The 15,082-nt window shown below is 74.0% G+C and carries 16 protein-coding genes; 5 read left to right on the top strand and 11 right to left on the bottom strand.

Annotated elements, in window-relative coordinates; all coding sequences use genetic code 11:
• The first annotated feature begins 34 nt into the window (after window positions 1-34).
• The 3 genes from RI578_RS30300 to RI578_RS30290 all read left to right on the top strand — a co-directional run bounded on the left by RI578_RS30300 (window position 35) and on the right by RI578_RS30290 (window position 3,449).
• Window positions 35-826 carry an SURF1 family protein gene (locus tag RI578_RS30300; RefSeq protein WP_310874041.1) on the top strand — a complete coding sequence of 264 codons (792 nt, stop codon included), beginning with the start codon at window positions 35-37 and terminating at the stop codon, window positions 824-826.
• Between the two features lie 75 nt (window positions 827-901).
• The gene (locus RI578_RS30295; RefSeq protein ID WP_310874040.1) at window positions 902-2,689 is read left to right on the top strand and encodes a glycoside hydrolase family 15 protein; all 1,788 of its coding nucleotides are present in this window, start codon (window positions 902-904) and stop codon (window positions 2,687-2,689) included.
• A 4-nt stretch (window positions 2,690-2,693) separates the two neighbouring features.
• Window positions 2,694-3,449: an SDR family oxidoreductase gene (locus tag RI578_RS30290; RefSeq protein WP_310874039.1), complete on the top strand. Its 756-nt coding sequence runs from the start codon at window positions 2,694-2,696 to the stop codon at window positions 3,447-3,449.
• A gap of 24 nt (window positions 3,450-3,473) precedes the next feature.
• Here RI578_RS30290 and amaP read toward each other — a convergent pair whose 3' ends face one another.
• Genes amaP through RI578_RS30265 form a run of 5 tightly spaced genes read right to left on the bottom strand, consistent with a single transcriptional unit; the run spans window position 3,474 to window position 5,801 of the window.
• A complete protein-coding gene (gene amaP / locus RI578_RS30285; RefSeq protein WP_310874038.1) occupies window positions 3,474-4,061 on the bottom strand; it encodes an alkaline shock response membrane anchor protein AmaP in 588 nt (195 codons plus the stop codon).
• Window positions 4,058-4,720, bottom strand: a complete 663-nt coding sequence (locus RI578_RS30280) for a DUF6286 domain-containing protein (RefSeq protein ID WP_310874037.1) — start codon at window positions 4,718-4,720, stop codon at window positions 4,058-4,060. The genes amaP and RI578_RS30280 overlap by 4 nt, the downstream gene beginning before the upstream one ends.
• Window positions 4,717-5,100 carry a hypothetical protein gene (locus RI578_RS30275; RefSeq protein WP_310874036.1) on the bottom strand — a complete coding sequence of 128 codons (384 nt, stop codon included), beginning with the start codon at window positions 5,098-5,100 and terminating at the stop codon, window positions 4,717-4,719. The genes RI578_RS30280 and RI578_RS30275 overlap by 4 nt, the downstream gene beginning before the upstream one ends.
• Window positions 5,097-5,282: a hypothetical protein gene (locus RI578_RS30270; RefSeq protein ID WP_019329346.1), complete on the bottom strand. Its 186-nt coding sequence runs from the start codon at window positions 5,280-5,282 to the stop codon at window positions 5,097-5,099. Before RI578_RS30270 ends, RI578_RS30275 begins: the two co-directional genes overlap by 4 nt.
• Window positions 5,283-5,333: 51 nt before the next feature.
• A complete protein-coding gene (locus RI578_RS30265; RefSeq protein ID WP_121746326.1) occupies window positions 5,334-5,801 on the bottom strand; it encodes an Asp23/Gls24 family envelope stress response protein in 468 nt (155 codons plus the stop codon).
• A gap of 87 nt (window positions 5,802-5,888) precedes the next feature.
• On the opposite strand from RI578_RS30265, the gene RI578_RS30260 reads away from it, so the two are divergent.
• The gene (locus RI578_RS30260; RefSeq protein ID WP_310874035.1) at window positions 5,889-6,653 is read left to right on the top strand and encodes a nucleopolyhedrovirus P10 family protein; all 765 of its coding nucleotides are present in this window, start codon (window positions 5,889-5,891) and stop codon (window positions 6,651-6,653) included.
• Between the two features lie 85 nt (window positions 6,654-6,738).
• Here RI578_RS30260 and RI578_RS30255 read toward each other — a convergent pair whose 3' ends face one another.
• The 3 genes from RI578_RS30255 to RI578_RS30245 form a co-directional block, all read right to left on the bottom strand.
• Complete coding sequence (locus RI578_RS30255) at window positions 6,739-7,542, bottom strand: enoyl-CoA hydratase/isomerase family protein (RefSeq protein WP_310874034.1); 804 nt, start codon at window positions 7,540-7,542, stop codon at window positions 6,739-6,741.
• A 158-nt stretch (window positions 7,543-7,700) separates the two neighbouring features.
• Window positions 7,701-7,922, bottom strand: a complete 222-nt coding sequence (locus RI578_RS30250; RefSeq protein ID WP_003976983.1) for a helix-turn-helix domain-containing protein — start codon at window positions 7,920-7,922, stop codon at window positions 7,701-7,703.
• Between the two features lie 335 nt (window positions 7,923-8,257).
• Window positions 8,258-9,856, bottom strand: a complete 1,599-nt coding sequence (locus RI578_RS30245) for an ABC-F family ATP-binding cassette domain-containing protein (protein WP_310874033.1) — start codon at window positions 9,854-9,856, stop codon at window positions 8,258-8,260.
• A 298-nt stretch (window positions 9,857-10,154) separates the two neighbouring features.
• On the opposite strand from RI578_RS30245, the gene RI578_RS30240 reads away from it, so the two are divergent.
• Complete coding sequence (locus RI578_RS30240) at window positions 10,155-10,568, top strand: VOC family protein (protein WP_310874032.1); 414 nt, start codon at window positions 10,155-10,157, stop codon at window positions 10,566-10,568.
• 249 nt (window positions 10,569-10,817) lie between these two features.
• Here RI578_RS30240 and RI578_RS30235 read toward each other — a convergent pair whose 3' ends face one another.
• From RI578_RS30235 to RI578_RS30225, 3 genes are all read right to left on the bottom strand, one after another.
• Window positions 10,818-12,251, bottom strand: a complete 1,434-nt coding sequence (locus tag RI578_RS30235) for a hypothetical protein (protein WP_383560639.1) — start codon at window positions 12,249-12,251, stop codon at window positions 10,818-10,820.
• 179 nt (window positions 12,252-12,430) lie between these two features.
• Window positions 12,431-13,558 (bottom strand): alpha/beta fold hydrolase, encoded by a 1,128-nt coding sequence (locus tag RI578_RS30230; protein WP_310874030.1) that lies wholly within the window; start codon window positions 13,556-13,558, stop codon window positions 12,431-12,433.
• A gap of 629 nt (window positions 13,559-14,187) precedes the next feature.
• The gene (locus RI578_RS30225; RefSeq protein ID WP_310874029.1) at window positions 14,188-14,886 is read right to left on the bottom strand and encodes a class II aldolase/adducin family protein; all 699 of its coding nucleotides are present in this window, start codon (window positions 14,884-14,886) and stop codon (window positions 14,188-14,190) included.
• Between the last annotated feature and the right edge of the window lie 196 nt (window positions 14,887-15,082).

The raw sequence follows: 15,082 nt of genomic DNA, 5'->3' as shown, positions 1-15,082 counted from the left end.
GTCACACCCCACGACCGAGTTGTACCGTCGTGGGGTGTACCGCTTCCTGTTGTCCCGCCAGTGGGTGATCCTCACCCTCGTGGCGCTCGCGCTCATCCCGACGATGATCGAGCTGGGCTTCTGGCAGCTGCACCGCCACGAGCGCAGGGTCGAGCTGAACGGCGAGATCGCCGGCTCCCTGGCGGCGGAGCCCGTGCCGGTCGAGTCCATGTCCTCGCCGGGAGCGGAGGTCGACGACGAGCACCGCTACCGCAGGGTGACCGCGAAGGGTCACTTCGACCGCGCCGACGAGGTCGTGGTCCGTCGCCGCACCAACGCGGACGACCGGGTCGGCTACCACGTCCTGACCCCGTTCGTCCTGAACGACGGCAAGGTCCTGATCGTCAACCGGGGCTGGATCCCGTCGAGCGGCGGGAGCCAGACCGCCTTCCCGAAGATCCCGGCGCCCCCGGAGGGCGAGATCACCGTCATCGGCCGGCTGATGCCCGACCAGACGACCGAGGACAGCGGCATCAAGAACGTCGAGGGGCTGCCCGACCGCCAGGTCATGCTGATCAACAGCGAGCAGCAGGCCGAGCGTCTCGGCGAACCGGTCCTCGGCGGCTACGTCGAGCTGACCGAGCCCAAGCCCTCGGCCGACACCCCCGAACTGATCGCGGAGCCCGACCACGACAGCATCGGCAACCACATGGCGTACGCCGTCCAGTGGTGGCTGTTCGCCGCGGGCGTCCCGGTCGGCTGGTTCGTCCTGGCCCGCCGTGAGGCCCGGGACCGGACGGCGGAGGACGAGCAGGAGACCGCGGAGGCGGAGCCCGCGGCGGTGTAGCCGGTACGGGGCCGTCCGGCAGGAGGACGGCGGCGGATCCGATTGCTCCGCCCCCGCTCGGGAAGACGGAATCCCGTGCACCCCCAAATCGAGGACTACGCGCTCATCGGCGACCAGCAGACGGCGGCCCTGGTCGGCACGGACGGTTCCGTGGACTGGCTCTGTCTGCCCCGCTTCGACTCCGCCGCCTGCTTCGCCAAGCTCCTCGGCGACGAGGACAACGGCCACTGGCGCATCGCCCCCAAGGGCGCCGAGCGCTGCACGCGCCGCGCCTACCGGCCGGACACCCTCGTCCTGGACACCGAGTGGGAGACCGAGGACGGCTCGGTGCGGGTCACCGACCTGATGCCCCAGCGCGACCGCGCCCCGGACCTCGTACGCATCGTGGAGGGCCTGAGCGGTGAGGTCACCATGCACAGCGTGCTCCGGCTGCGCTTCGACTACGGCTCGATCGTCCCGTGGATGCGCAGGGCCGACGGGCACCGGGTGGCCGTCGCCGGACCGGACGCGGCGTGGCTGCGCAGCGAGCCCGAGGTACGCAGCTGGGGACAGGACTTCGGGACACACGCGGAGTTCACGGTCGCCGCGGGCGAGAAGGTCGCGTTCGTCCTGACCTGGCACCCCTCGCACGAGCCCCGCCCGCCGCTGATCGACCCGTTCGTCGCACTGGAGCACAGTGTCGAGGACTGGCGGGCCTGGGCCGCGCACTGCCGCTACGACGGCCCGCACCGGGACGCCGTCGTCCGCTCCCTCATCACCCTCAAGGCGCTCACCTACAAGCCCACCGGGGGCATCGTGGCCGCCCCCACCACGTCGCTGCCCGAGGAGCCCGGTGGCGTGCGCAACTGGGACTACCGCTTCTGCTGGCTGCGCGACTCCACTCTCACCCTGGGCGCCCTGCTGTCGGCCGGATACCTCGAGGAGGCCGAGGCCTGGCGCGACTGGCTGCTGCGCGCGGTCGCGGGCAACCCGGCGGACCTGCAGATCATGTACGGCCTGGCGGGCGAGCGGCGGCTGCCCGAGTTCGAGCTGCCGTGGCTGTCCGGCTTCGCCGAGTCCACGCCCGTACGGATCGGCAACGACGCGGTGAACCAGCTCCAGCTGGACGTGTACGGCGAGGTCATGGACTCGCTGTCGCTGGCCCGGCTGGCGGGCATGCACCCGCAGCCGCAGATGTGGGAGCTGCAGTGCGCCCTGATGGACTTCCTGGGCACGGCGTGGCGGGAGCCCGACGAGGGGCTGTGGGAGGTGCGCGGCGGGCGCCGGCAGTTCGTGCACTCGAAGGTCATGACATGGGTGGCCCTGGACCGGGCCGTGCGCACGCTTGAGGAGCATCCCGAGCTGGGCGGTGGGGACCCGGATGGCTGGCGCGCGCTGCGCGAGGAGGTGCACCGCGAGGTGTGCGAGAAGGGCTACGACCCGGAGCGCAACACCTTCACCCAGTCCTACGGCTCGCGGGAGCTGGACGCCTCGCTGCTGCTCATTCCGCGCCTGGGCTTCCTGCCGCCGGACGACCCACGGGTCGTCGGCACGGTCGACGCGATCGGCAAGGAGCTGACCCGGGACGGCCTGGTGCGCCGCTACAGCACCGAGGGGGACCCCGTCGACGGGTTGCCGGGCGGCGAGGGGACCTTCCTGGTGTGCTCGTTCTGGTACGCCGACGCGCTGCACGCGACCGGCCGGGCGAAGGAGGCCCGGGAGCTGTTCGAGCGGCTGGTGGGACTCGCCAACGACGTGGGGCTGCTGGCCGAGGAGTACGACCCGGTGGCCGGCCACCAGCTCGGCAACTTCCCGCAGGCGTTCAGTCACATCGGCCTGGTGAACACCGCCCTCTCCCTGTTCGGGAACGAGGGGGCAGGATAGGGCCATGGATCTTGGACTGAAGGACCGGGTGTACGTCGTCACGGGAGCCACCCGGGGCCTGGGCAACGCCGCCGCGCGCGAGCTGGTCGCCGACGGGGCGAAGGTGCTCGTCACGGGGCGGGACGAGAAGAGCGCCGCCGACGCCGCGGCCGCACTGGGCCCGGACGTGGTGGGGGTGGCCGCCGACAACGCCGACCCCGAGGCCGCCGGCCGGCTGATCGCGACCGCCCGTGAGCGCTTCGGCCGCTTCGACGGCGTACTGATCAGCGTGGGCGGGCCGCCGCCCGGCTTCGTCGCCGACAACACGGACGAGCAGTGGCAGGCGGCGTTCGAGTCGGTGTTCCTCGGTGCGGTGCGGCTGGCCCGGACGGCGGCGGCGGAGCTGGAGTCGGGCGGTGTCATCGGCTTCGTGCTGTCGGGCTCGGTGCACGAGCCGATCCCGGGCCTGACCATCTCCAACGGCCTGCGCCCGGGGCTGGCCGGCTTCGCCAAGTCCCTCGCCGACGAGCTGGGTCCGCGCGGCATCCGTGTCGTCGGCGTGCTGCCGGGCCGCGTCGACACCGACCGGGTGCGCGAGCTGGACGGCCTGTCCGCCGACCCGGAGGCGACCAGGGCCGCCGCCGAGTCCCGCATCCCGCTGCGCCGCTACGGCGCCCCGGAGGAGTTCGGCCGCGCGGCGGCGTTCCTGCTGTCCCCGGCGGCGTCGTACGTGACGGGCGTGATGCTGCCGGTGGACGGCGGCGTGCGGCACGGGTTCTAGCTAGCCGCCGGTGCGCACCGGCGTTCAGTTGACCCGTTCGGCGCCGTGTTTGACGCCCCGGAGGTGGACCTCCGCGGGGAGGTTCTCGAGGTTCGCCGAGGCGCGTGCGTGGGTCAGGGCGTGGGCGGTGAGGTCGTTCAGGGCGGTGCCGGGGTCCACGTGGGGGGCCAGGAGCAGGCGGATGCGGGTCGCCGGGGCGGTGCGACGGCCGATGAGGCGGACCTTGGCCCGTTCGACCCCGTCCACCCGGTCCGCCTCCTGGGCGAGGACGGCTTCCAGGGCCCGGCCGCGCAGCGCCGCGCCCTCGCCGTCCCCGGTGTCGACGAGGACCTCGGCGAGCCGGCGGCGGCGCACCACCGCGACCAGCCACCACAGGGCGAGCAGCAGCAGGACGGCGAGTGCGGCGATGACGACCGGCCACCACCAGCCGGCGTCCCGCCACCGGGTCCGCTCGGCGTCACCGAGCAGCACGTCGTGCGGCCCGTCGTGGAGCCACCAGGAGGGCGCGGGGGCGCCGAACCCGATGGCCAGGACCGAGCCGCCGAGGGCGAGCAGGATCAGGCCCACGAGCCCGAGCAGCACACGGTCGACGGTCCTGAGCACCGCCCTCACCCCTTTCGTCCCGGCCGGGCGACCCGCAGCGACACGGCGGGCGGCCGGGCCAGCCCGAGCCCCCGCACCGCGTCGTCGAGCGCGCCGTCCAGATCGGTCCGTACGTCGTCCAGTTCACGGAAGTGCGACAGCGCGCGCACGCGGGCCTTCCGGCGGCGCATCCGGACCCGCGCGGACTGCACCCCGGCGACCTCCATGGCCCGGTCGCGCAGCACCGTGGCGGCGGCGTCCCGGTGGAGCCCCGCGCGTACGTCCGGACGGGTGCGCCGCATCGGGAGCACCTTGCGCAGACCGGGGGTGAGGGCCAGGGCGAGCAGCCAGAGTCCGAGCGCCGCGGCGACTCCCGCGCCGACGAGGACCCACGTGTCGTCGAGGGGCCGGTCGGCGAGCTGCCGGGCCAGTTCGCGGCGCCAGCCGAGGGCGGACCGGCCGGCGCGCACGGCGACGACGTCGTAGAGGAAGGCGCCCGCGACGAGCAGGAGCAGCAGCGCGACGATGCCCGCGGGGACGCGGCGCGCCGACCAGAAGCGGCCGGCCGGTCCGCTGCCGGGCTCGGGGTCGGGCGGCGGTCCGGTGCCGGCCGCCGGCTCCTTCTCCATGACGGGCTCCATGACGGGCAGGCGCCGCGTGCTGCCTTCGGTGCCCTGGGGCTCGCTCATCGCGTCCTCCCCTGTCTCGCGCCGTACTCCGCCGCCAGGTGCAGCCGCTCCACCTGGACGGCGACCTCCGGCACCGCCATCCCCACCAACGCGCGTACCCGCTGGACGACTTGGTGACGCACCCGCCCGCAGCGGGCGCCGATGTCGCACGGGTAGTCCAGTTCCAGGTGGACCCGGACGTGGGCGGTGTCGTGGTGGACGACGACGGTGGCGTGCGGGCGTTCGGCGTCCGGGTGGAGCGGACCGACCGCCTCGCGCGCCGCCTGCGCGGCGACCTTGGCCACCACCCGGTCGGCGATCCGCGTGGCACCGCGCTCGCCCGGCGGTACGACGGCCGGGGTTTCGAGGAGCTCACCGGCCCCACCGCTCACGCCGGTCACCGCCGCCGGTCGTCTCGGCTGCGGAAGAAGTCACCGAGGTCCATGTCCCCCTCCAGCAGGCGGCCGACGACGAACCCGACGGCTCCCAGGGCCGCCACCAGCAGAAAGGCTCCGAACCCGCCGAAATATCCGGCGAATCCCAGCGCCATGCCGGCGATCAAGCCGACCACGGCCATGCTCATGGTGCGCTCACCTCGTTCACCGCTCAGTCCACCCTTCGGTCAGCGTCCGCGTCACTTGATCCGGGGCTCCGGCTCCTCGTCCTCCTCGTCGGGCAGTTTCACGTCGCTCACCGCGATGTTGACCTCGACGACCTCCAGGCCGGTCATCCGCTCCACCGCCGCCACCACGTTCTCCCGCACGTCCCCGGCGACGTCCGAGATCGACACGCCGTACTCGACGACGATCTCCAGATCGAGCGCGGTCTGCTTCTCACCGACCTCGGCCTTCACGCCGCGTGTCACTCCGGACTTGGTGCCGCCGGGCACCCGGTCGCGCACGGCGCCGAAGGTGCGGGACATCCCGCTGCCCATGGCGTGCACACCGGCGACGTCACGTGCCGCCATTCCGGTGATCTTCTCCACGACGCCGTCGGCGATGGTGGTGCGGCCCCGGTCGGCGGGGGCTCCCCCGCCGCGCCGGGTGCCCTGCCCACGCTGTGCACCGGTCTCGGTCGTTTCCTTCTCCGTCAAGTCACTCATCGCCGCAGTCCCTTCCGGTCCGTCCTTCTTCGACCACCGTAAGCACGGTTGCGCGATCCCGCGTCGTGGATGCGGCAGGCTGAAGGAATGACGACGGCGGACCGGTGGGCACGGACGGTGCGGGATCAGCTGGGGCTCGGCAGGTTGCTGCCGCTGGGCGGCCCGGGGGACGGCGCGTGGATCGCCGAGCGCGCGGCACGGGAGGTACTGCTGGCCGCCGCCCGGGACGTGACGGGCGCGCGTCCGGGCGGCCTGCGCATCGCGCCCGCCGGCCGGGACGACGCGCACGAACCGGCCGTACCGCCGCCGCCGAGTGCCCTGCCGCCCGGCCCGCTGCGGGTGACGGCCGACTTCGCGGCGACCGTCGATCCCGCGGCGACGGGCGAGCCGCTGCCGGCGACGGCCGCCCGGCTGCGCGCCGTGCTGACGGCGGCGGCGCGAGGGCTCGGTCTGACGGTGACCGACGTGGACCTGCGGGCGACGGCCCTGCTGGACGCGGCCAGGGAGCCGGATCCGGACGCGGCCATGGAGCCGGAGCCGGAACCGGCGCCTGGACGTGGGTCGCGGCGTCCCCCGGCCGCTCAGCCCGGCGACGGTGACGAGGGCCGCGCGGCCGGCGCCGCGTTGGCGGTCCCGGGCGTGGCCCGGCTGACGGCGACGCTGGGCCGTCCGGTGGACGTGACGGAGCTGCCGCGGGAACCGGCCGCCCTGGCGCGCCGCCATGTCCGGGTGGAGCTGGCGGTGGACGCGGACCACCGGGCCGTGGAGGTGGCCCGGCGGGTCCGCGCGGCGGTGTCGGAGGCCCTGGCGGACCGTCCGTCGGTCGCGGTGCTGGTGACGGCGGTCGGCTGAGCGGGCCCGTCCCGGGACTCTCCCCGAGCCACCCGGCCCGGCGGATCGTCGCGAGGGTCCCGAGCAGTCGTCCGCGGCGTCCGGACTACTCCCCGAGCCCGGCCAGGTCGCGCAGGCGGCGGGCCTGCGCGGCCCGCTCGGCGGCGCGCTGGGCCTCGTACTCCCGGTGCTGGGCGCCCTGGAGCAGCGCCTTGGTCTCGATGACGGCGTCGCGCGGCGCGGCGAGGACCGCCGACACCAGATCGCGCACGGCGCCGTCGAGCTGGTCCGCGGGCACGGCGAGGTTGGCCAGCCCGGTGTTCACGGCCTCCTCGGCCATGACGAAGCGGCCCGTCGCGCAGATCTCCAGCGCGCGGGCGTACCCGACCAGGGACACCAGGGGGTGCGTGCCCGTCAGGTCCGGCACGAGGCCGAGGCTGGTCTCGCGCATGGCGAACTGCACGTCCTCGGCGACGACCCGCAGGTCACAGGCGAGGGCGAGCTGGAAGCCGGCCCCGATGGCGTGGCCCTGCACGGCGGCGACCGACAGGATGTCGCTGCGCCGCCACCAGGTGAACGCCTCCTGGTACTCGGTGATGGTCGCGTCCAGCTCGGCGTCGCCGCCCCGCGCGAGATCGATGAACGACGGTTCGCCGTCGAAGCCCTCGGGGGTGAACGCCTGCCGGTCGAGCCCGGCCGAGAAGGACTTGCCCTCGGCCCGCAGCACCACGACTCGGACGGAGCCCGGCAGCAGCCGACCGGCCTCGGTGAGCGCCCGCCACAGAGCGGGGCTCTGCGCGTTGCGCTTGTCCGGGTTGGTCAGCGTCACCGTGGCGATCGCGTCGTCGACGGTGAGCCGCACGCCGTCCTTGTCGAGTACGGGAGCGGGGTCGTGGGCGTGCGAAGCCATGGGGTGCCTCCGAAAGGTGCGGTCGTCGTCCCCGCCGCGCGCCGGCTGCGACGCCGTACCACGGCAGAGCTAAGTGACTGCACAGTAACCACCCGGACGGTCGGACGACCGGCCGGGTGGCCACCTTCACTTTCGGAGTCGAGGGGCCGCCCGGAACATCAGGCCGATGTGGCCTTTTTGCCCCGGGTAGCCCCGCCACGCCCTCGGAGCGTGACACCCGACTCACTGAGCATGCGGTGCACAAAGCCATACGAGCGGCCGGTCTCCTCGGCCAACGCCCGGATGCTCGCACCGGCGTCGTACTTCTTCTTCAGGTCTGCCGCGAGCTTGTCGCGCGCGGCGCCGGTTACCCGGCTGCCCTTCTTCAGAGTCTCGGCCACCCGGTCCTCCTCATGGGAAGTGCGCTCTGGTCTCCTCATGATCACCCCTCCAGGGCTTCATGGCCACCCATTCGGCAAGGTCGATGAGACAAGGTTGTGACGACAGGAGCGAGTCCCCACATGCGGAATCCCTGATTCCAGAGGATCACGTCCGTACCGCCGAACGGGTTTTTCCGCGAAGTTCCAGGTCAGAAAGGCGTCGCGGCCGGACCCCCGGCGTCAGGGGGTCCGGCCGCGAAATCGATGTAGGACACACCTCGTGATGAGGAGATCTCACACAGATGGTGGATCACGGATCGGCCGAATGATCCATACCCAGTGGATCATCCATTCGATCAAGCCAGGGCGACGAGATCCGCGTAGTCGGCGCCCCACAGGTCCTCGACGCCGTCCGGAAGCAGGATGATCCGCTCCGGCTGGAGCGCCTCGACGGCGCCCTCGTCGTGGGTGACCAGGACGACCGCGCCCTTGTAGGTGCGCAGCGCGCCGAGGATCTCCTCGCGGCTGGCGGGGTCGAGGTTGTTGGTGGGCTCGTCGAGCAGCAGCACGTTCGCCGAGGAGACCACGAGGGTGGCGAGCGCGAGGCGGGTCTTCTCGCCGCCGGACAGGACGCCGGCCGGCTTGTCGACGTCGTCGCCGGAGAACAGGAACGAGCCCAGCGTCTTGCGGACCTCGACGAGGTCGAGGTCGGGGTTGGCGGAGCGCATGTTCTCCAGGACGGTGCGCTCGGGGTCGAGGGTCTCGTGCTCCTGCGCGTAGTAGCCGAGCTTGAGGCCGTGACCCTCGATCACTTGGCCGGTGTCGGGCTTCTCGACGCCGCCGAGGAGGCGGAGCAGGGTGGTCTTGCCGGCGCCGTTGAGGCCGAGGATGACGACGCGGGAGCCCTTGTCGATGGCCAGGTCGACGTCGGTGAAGATCTCCAGCGAGCCGTACGACTTGGACAGGCCCTCGGCCATCAGCGGGGTCTTGCCGCAGGGCGCCGGCTCGGGGAAGCGGAGCTTGGCGACCTTGTCGGACTTCCGCTCGGCCTCCAGTCCGGCCAGCAGCTTGTCCGCGCGGCGGGCCATGTTCTGCGCGGCGACGGTCTTGGTGGCCTTGGCGCGCATCTTGTCGGCCTGCGAATGCAGCGCGGAGGCCTTCTTCTCCGCGTTCTGCCGTTCGCGCTTGCGGCGCTTCTCGTCGGCCTCGCGCTGCTGCTGGTAGAGCCGCCAGCCCATGTTGTAGACGTCGATCTGGGAGCGGTTGGCGTCCAGGTAGAACACCTTGTTGACGACCGTCTCGACCAGGTCGACGTCGTGGGAGATCACGATGAAGCCGCCGCGGTAGGTCTTCAGGTAGTCGCGCAGCCAGACGATCGAGTCCGCGTCGAGGTGGTTGGTCGGCTCGTCGAGCAGCAGGGTGTCCGCGTCCGAGAACAGGATCCGGGCCAGCTCGATACGGCGGCGCTGACCGCCGGAGAGCGTGTGCAGGGGCTGGCCCAGCACCCGGTCGGGCAGGTTGAGCGCGGCGGCGATGGTGGCGGCCTCGGCCTCGGCGGCGTATCCGCCCTTGGTGAGGAACTCCGTCTCCTGGCGCTCGTACTGCTTGAGCGCCTTCTCGCGGGTGGCGCCCTGGCCGTTGGCGATGCGCTGTTCGTTGTCGCGCATCTTGCGGATCAGGACGTCCAGGCCGCGGGCGGACAGGACGCGGTCGCGGGCGAGCACGTCGAGGTCGCCGGTGCGCGGGTCCTGCGGGAGGTAGCCCACCTCGCCGGAGCGGGTGACGGTGCCGCCGGCGGGCTGGCCCTCGCCGGCGAGGACCTTGGTGAGGGTGGTCTTGCCGGCGCCGTTGCGGCCGACCAGGCCGATGCGGTCGCCCTTGGCGATGCGGAAGGTGGCGCTTTCGATGAGGACGCGGGCACCGGCGCGCAGCTCGATGCCGGAGGCGGAGATCACGGACAGACTCCAGGGCGGGTGGTTGGCGGGATGGGCGGCTGAGGACGTTTCCCGCCGTCTAATGCGCGAGGAGAATGGCCATGGGGCCAGTCTAACGGGGCCGTGCAACCGCTTTTGCCGGGATACGGAGTCCGCGGTCCCTTGTTCGGGGCTCCCGTGTTCGGGAGCGCGGGTCCGGGGCGTTGTCAGTGGGCGGTGCCAGACTGGGCGACAGGGCTGGATTCCGTGTTTTTCCGGGATTTGGGGATCTTCGCGGCATCCGCTCCTCCGGTTACCGGCTCACAAGGGAGTGATCGGCATGGCAGGCAACGACGGCGGGCGCCCGAGCGTCTACCCGACGCTGCTGTACGCGGACGCCAAGGCGGCGGTCCGGCAGCTCACCCAGGCCTTCGGCTTCACGGAACTGGCGGTGTACGAGGGCGAGGACGGCTCGGTGGCCCACGCCGAACTGGCCCAGGGCAACGGCGCGATCATGCTCGGCTCGAAGGGCACCGGCAGCCGCTTCGACGAGGCGATGAAGAACGCCGGTACGACGGGGGTGTACGTCGTGGTGGCGGACGTCGACGCCCATCACCGGCGGGCGGTGGAACACGGCGCGGAGATCCTCATGCCCCCGACGGACCAGGACTACGGCTCGCGGGACTACATGGCCCGGGACCTGGAGGGCAACATCTGGAGCTTCGGGACGTACGCGCCGGAGATCCGCGGGTAGCCTCCGGCGGTTCGCGGCGGGGTCGGTCGGCGCGGGGTCGGCGGTGTTCCGGGGCGCGGGGCGGGCGGCGGGCGGCCTCACGGGTCGGTGCACGGCCGCGATCGGTTCCCGGAGCCACGCACCGCGTAGTCGTCGCCCGTGGAAGCGTCCCCCCGGTTGTGGGGGGCCGGGGGACGTCTCGGGCGGTGGGGCCCCCGGGCGACCGGGGGCGAGGTGCCCCGGCCTCCGGCCGCGGGTGCCCGGGCGGGGTCAGCTGCCTCCGGTGTGGACCTGGAAGGCCGCCCTGCGTACCGCCTTGGCCAGGGCCGGGTCGGGGTGCGCGGCGGCGAGGGCGACCAGGACCTGCACGGTGCGGGGGTGGCCGACGGCCCGGACCTCGTCCAGCAGGGCCGGGACGGTGGGCTGCACCGCGGACTCCAGGTGCCGCACGAGCAGCGGGGCCTCACCGTGGTCGGCGACGGCGGCCGCGGTGTCGACCCACAGCCACGTGGCCTCCTGGCGGGTGAGGACCTCGTGGGCGTCCTCGGGGTCGGCACCGTCGTGCTCGGCCAGCCACAGCAGGGCGTACGGCCGCAGCGTCGGCTCGTCGAGGACGGCGCGGACATCGGGCTCGGCGGGGGCGCCGACGACGCGCAGCGCCTCGAAGGCGAGGCCGCGCAGCAGGGCGTCCTCGCCCCGGGCGCCGCCGAGCAGCTCGGCGACGGCGCTGCCGACGGGGCGGGCGGCGAGCCAGGCGCGGTACTCGGCGCGGGCGGCGTTCGGGCGGAGCTGGGCGCAGCCGCGGAGCATGTCCTCCGCCGACTGCTCGATGTTGCCGGCGGGGCTCTGCGCGGCGACGCAGATCTGCTCGAGCTTGACCCACACCGCCCAGCTGCCGAGCGGAGTGAGTGTGGCGTGTCCGTCGCCGCAGGTGAGGGCGCCGACGGAGGAGAGGGCGTGCAGGGCCCAGTCGAGGAGGGGGGCGAGCGGGGTGTCGGCGGTGGCGTCCGGGAGCGTCGCGGCGGCGGCCGCGGCGGTCTGCGGCGTTCCGGGTTCGAGACGGGGGCCGTAGGGCACTTCGCAGCGCTCGGTGCGCAGTTCGGTGACGCGCTGCTCCAGCAGGTCCAGGAGCTGCGCCACCGGGACGGGCCCGGCGGACAGCTGAAGGAAGGAGAGCACCTGGGGCATCGCGGAGATGACCTCGGCCACGGCGGCGGGCTCCTGCCCGTCGGGCTCGGGGTGGGCCAGCGACCAGGCGTCGAAGAGGGCGACCCAGCCGCGCAGTACGGCGCTGTCGTCGCGGTTCCAGGCGCGCAGCCGCCAGCCCGGGCGGGCGCTGCCGCCGTGCACCTCGACCAGTCCGGCGAGTCGGGCGGTGTCCCAGTCGGCGCGGACCTTGGCGGTGGTCAGGCCCAGTTCCCGGGCCGCTTGGGCAGCGGTCGGGTCGGAGAGGGTGGCCTTGCCGTCGGCGGTCGCGCTGCCGCGGCCGGGGCCGAGGGCGGAGTCGGCCCAGCGGGCGACACGGGCCGCGTCGGCCAGACCGGAGCGCGCCATTCTGGCCAGCTCCGACCGGGCCGGTGTGCCCTCCGGGGGTCGCGGCGCGGCGCGGCGCGGACGCCGCTGGTTCATCGCTGGAGGGGCGGCGGCCAGGGGTCGCGGGCGGACGAGTCGGAGCCTGGAGTCGCGCGGGATACGGGACGTCACGGGTGCAGTCTTCCGGTTGACGGTCCGAAAACCCAAACGGAATGCCCCGGCGGGCGTCCGGGGCGGCGGACGCACGGGGCCGGGACGGCGCCGGGGCATCGGAACAGGCCAGTGGTACGGCGCTAAACGGAACCGGAGCGGCGGGCGGTGGGCCGCGGTGCGGCGGGGCTGCTGCGGGGTCACACCAGTGGGGTCATGAAGCGGCGCAGGGTCTCTTCGTAGTCGTCGGGGGCGGCGTTCCACATGGCGCCGTGCGGGGCGCCCTCGACCGTGTGGAGGGCGACCAGGCGCGGGTGGGTGTCGGCGAGGCGGCGGGAGAGCCGCCACGGGGCCACCACGTCGTCGGGGCCGTGGAAGATCAGGGTCGGCACCGCCGGGCGGTGGAGGCCTGCGGTGTGGACGTCGCTGTCGGCGTGCAGTCCGGCGCGGCCCTGGGCGGCGCGGACGGCGAGCGGCAGCAGTGCGCCCGGGGTGCGGCGGGCGGCGGCCAGGGCGCGCAGGGTGGCCTCCCAGCTGAGCACCGGGGAGTCCAGCACGAGCCCCGCGATGCGCTCGCGTACGCCGGAGAGCGCGGCCGTGCGCAGGGCCATGGTGGCGCCGGTGGACCAGCCGAGCAGGACGACCTTGCGGGCGCCGTGGTCGACGGCGTAGCGGACGGCCGCGTCCAGGTCGCGCCACTCGGTCTCGCCGAAGTGGTGCAGTCCGTCCGGCGAGGACGGCGCGCCGACGTCGCCGCGGTAGGCGAGGGCGAGCACCGGCACGTGCCGGCGGCGCAGGGGGGCCATGAAGTTCATGGCGTGCTCGCGGGTGGCCCCCAGGCCGTGCGCGGCGATGATCCAGGTCGGGCGGGAGCCGGGCAGGAACCAGGCCGGGAGGGGGCCGAGTTCGCCCGGGACCTCCACGTCGGCGTACTCGAGGCCGAGGGCGGTGCCCGGGTTTCCGACGTACAGGTTCGGGGTGAACCACGCGCGGTCGCCGGCCGCGAGGGTGCCGTGTGTGACGCGTTCGAGGCGGCGGACGACGGTGTCGGCGCCGTGCTCGGCCGTGCCGAGGACCGGGCCGACCACCGCGTGCGAGCCGTCGCCGGCGAGGCCGTACCGGCCCGGGCGCAGCGCGGCCAGGTCCCGGGTGAGGGTGATCTGCCCGGCCGCGGTGCCGTGCACGGTGAGCCGGGGTTCGGTGGGCAGGGGCCGGCCGGGAGACGCCTTGAGCGCGGCGTCGCTGGCGAGCCGGCCGGCGGCGACGCTCGCTGCACCGGCCGCCAGGGCCGCGGTGACGGCGGCGGCCGTCGCTGTGACAGTGCGCATGGGGCCAGTCTCCTGTTGGAGTCCTTGGGCGGCCAGTGGGCGGGCGGCGGGGGGTGACGAGCCCCCGTCGGCCGCCCGGTCGGGCCCTGAGCCATGAGTCGGTCCCGCTGCCGGTACCCCCGAAGCAGCGCGGTACGCGCATCGCCGACGGCGGGTTCCGCCGCGGGGGCGTCGGCGGTGCGGTGCGCCGGGCGCCGGGCGCCCGGGGGCTCGCCCTCCCCACGCCGGAAAGCTCGGCTGCCGGCCGTCGCGCCGGCGATCGGTGGCCGGTGGCCGGTGGCCCGATCAGCTACCGGCGCCCGGCTGCCCGATCGGCGACCGACGGCCGACGGCCGACGGCTGACGGTCCGGTCGTTGGGGCGGCCTACGCCCTCCCGGACGCCCCCGACGCCGCGCCCCCGCCCACCCGAGGTCCCCCCGCCACCGACCACCGGCCCCCGCCCCCTGGCCACACGCGTCGACGACCGGCCGTCCCGTCGGCGCCCCGCGAGCCCGAAGCCCCGGGCCCAGCGGCCCGGCCCCCGCTCCCGTCACCGGACGTCCGCGAGCCCGAAGCCCCGGGCCCGGCGCCCAGCACCCCGCGCCCACCGCCGGACGTCACGCGGCCCCGCCCGGCAGCCAGCCGTTCGTCAGTCCCGCTCCCCGTACCCCCGTTGCCCGTACCCCCGGAGCCGTTCCGTCGCCTCCGTCAGTTGGTCGTCCGTCAGCAGTGACGGTGTGCGGCCCGGTACCGAGGAGGCGGTCAGCCAGAGGTGGCACATCCACTCCAGTTGGGCCGTGCGGTCGTAGGCCTGGTCGAGGGAGGTGCCGTAGGTGATCGTGCCGTGGTTCCGCAGGAGGCAGCCGGTGCGGTCGGTGAGGGCGTCGAGCATGTGGCGGGCGAGTTCTTCGGTGCCGTAGGCCGCGTAGGGGGCGACCCGGACGGGGCCGCCTAGGGCGGCGGTCATGTAGTGGACCGGCGGGAGTTCGGGGACCAGGAGCGAGACCGCCGTCGCGTGCACGGCGTGGGTGTGGACGACGGCCCGGGCGTCGGTGGCGCGGTACACGGCGAGGTGCATGGGCAGTTCGCTGGTGGGGACGAGCCTGCCGAGCACCTGCCGGCCGTCGAGGTCGACGCCGGTCGCGTCGGCCGGGGCCAGACGGTCGTACGGCACACCCGAAGGGGTGACCAGCACCGTGTCGCCCACGCGCACCGAGACGTTGCCGGAGGTGCCCACGACCAGGCCGTCCGCCACCGTTCGACAGGCTGTCGCGACGAGGGCCTCCCAGGCTTCCGCCCTGGCCCGTTCCTCGTCCGCGCCCACCCCTCCGACCCGCGAATACGTCACAGTCACCGTCTCCTTCGGGCACTTCCGCGCCCCTCACGAACCTCCGCCGACCGGCCTCGCGGCGATCCTGCCAGGCACGTATCCGGAGAGCATCGGGCCGGGCACGGAGAGGGAGGCGGCGGCGCCGGTTCCGGTCACCGTGACGCCCTGTCCAGTTCATCTTCCGTTCACTCTGGTTACCTACGTTCGTCCAGCC

This window comes from Streptomyces sp. BB1-1-1 (genome assembly GCF_031597775.1).
In the GTDB taxonomy this organism is placed as follows: domain Bacteria; phylum Actinomycetota; class Actinomycetes; order Streptomycetales; family Streptomycetaceae; genus Streptomyces; species Streptomyces thinghirensis.
Note: the sequence above shows the minus strand (reverse complement) of the source record. Positions and strands in the feature narration are given on the sequence as shown.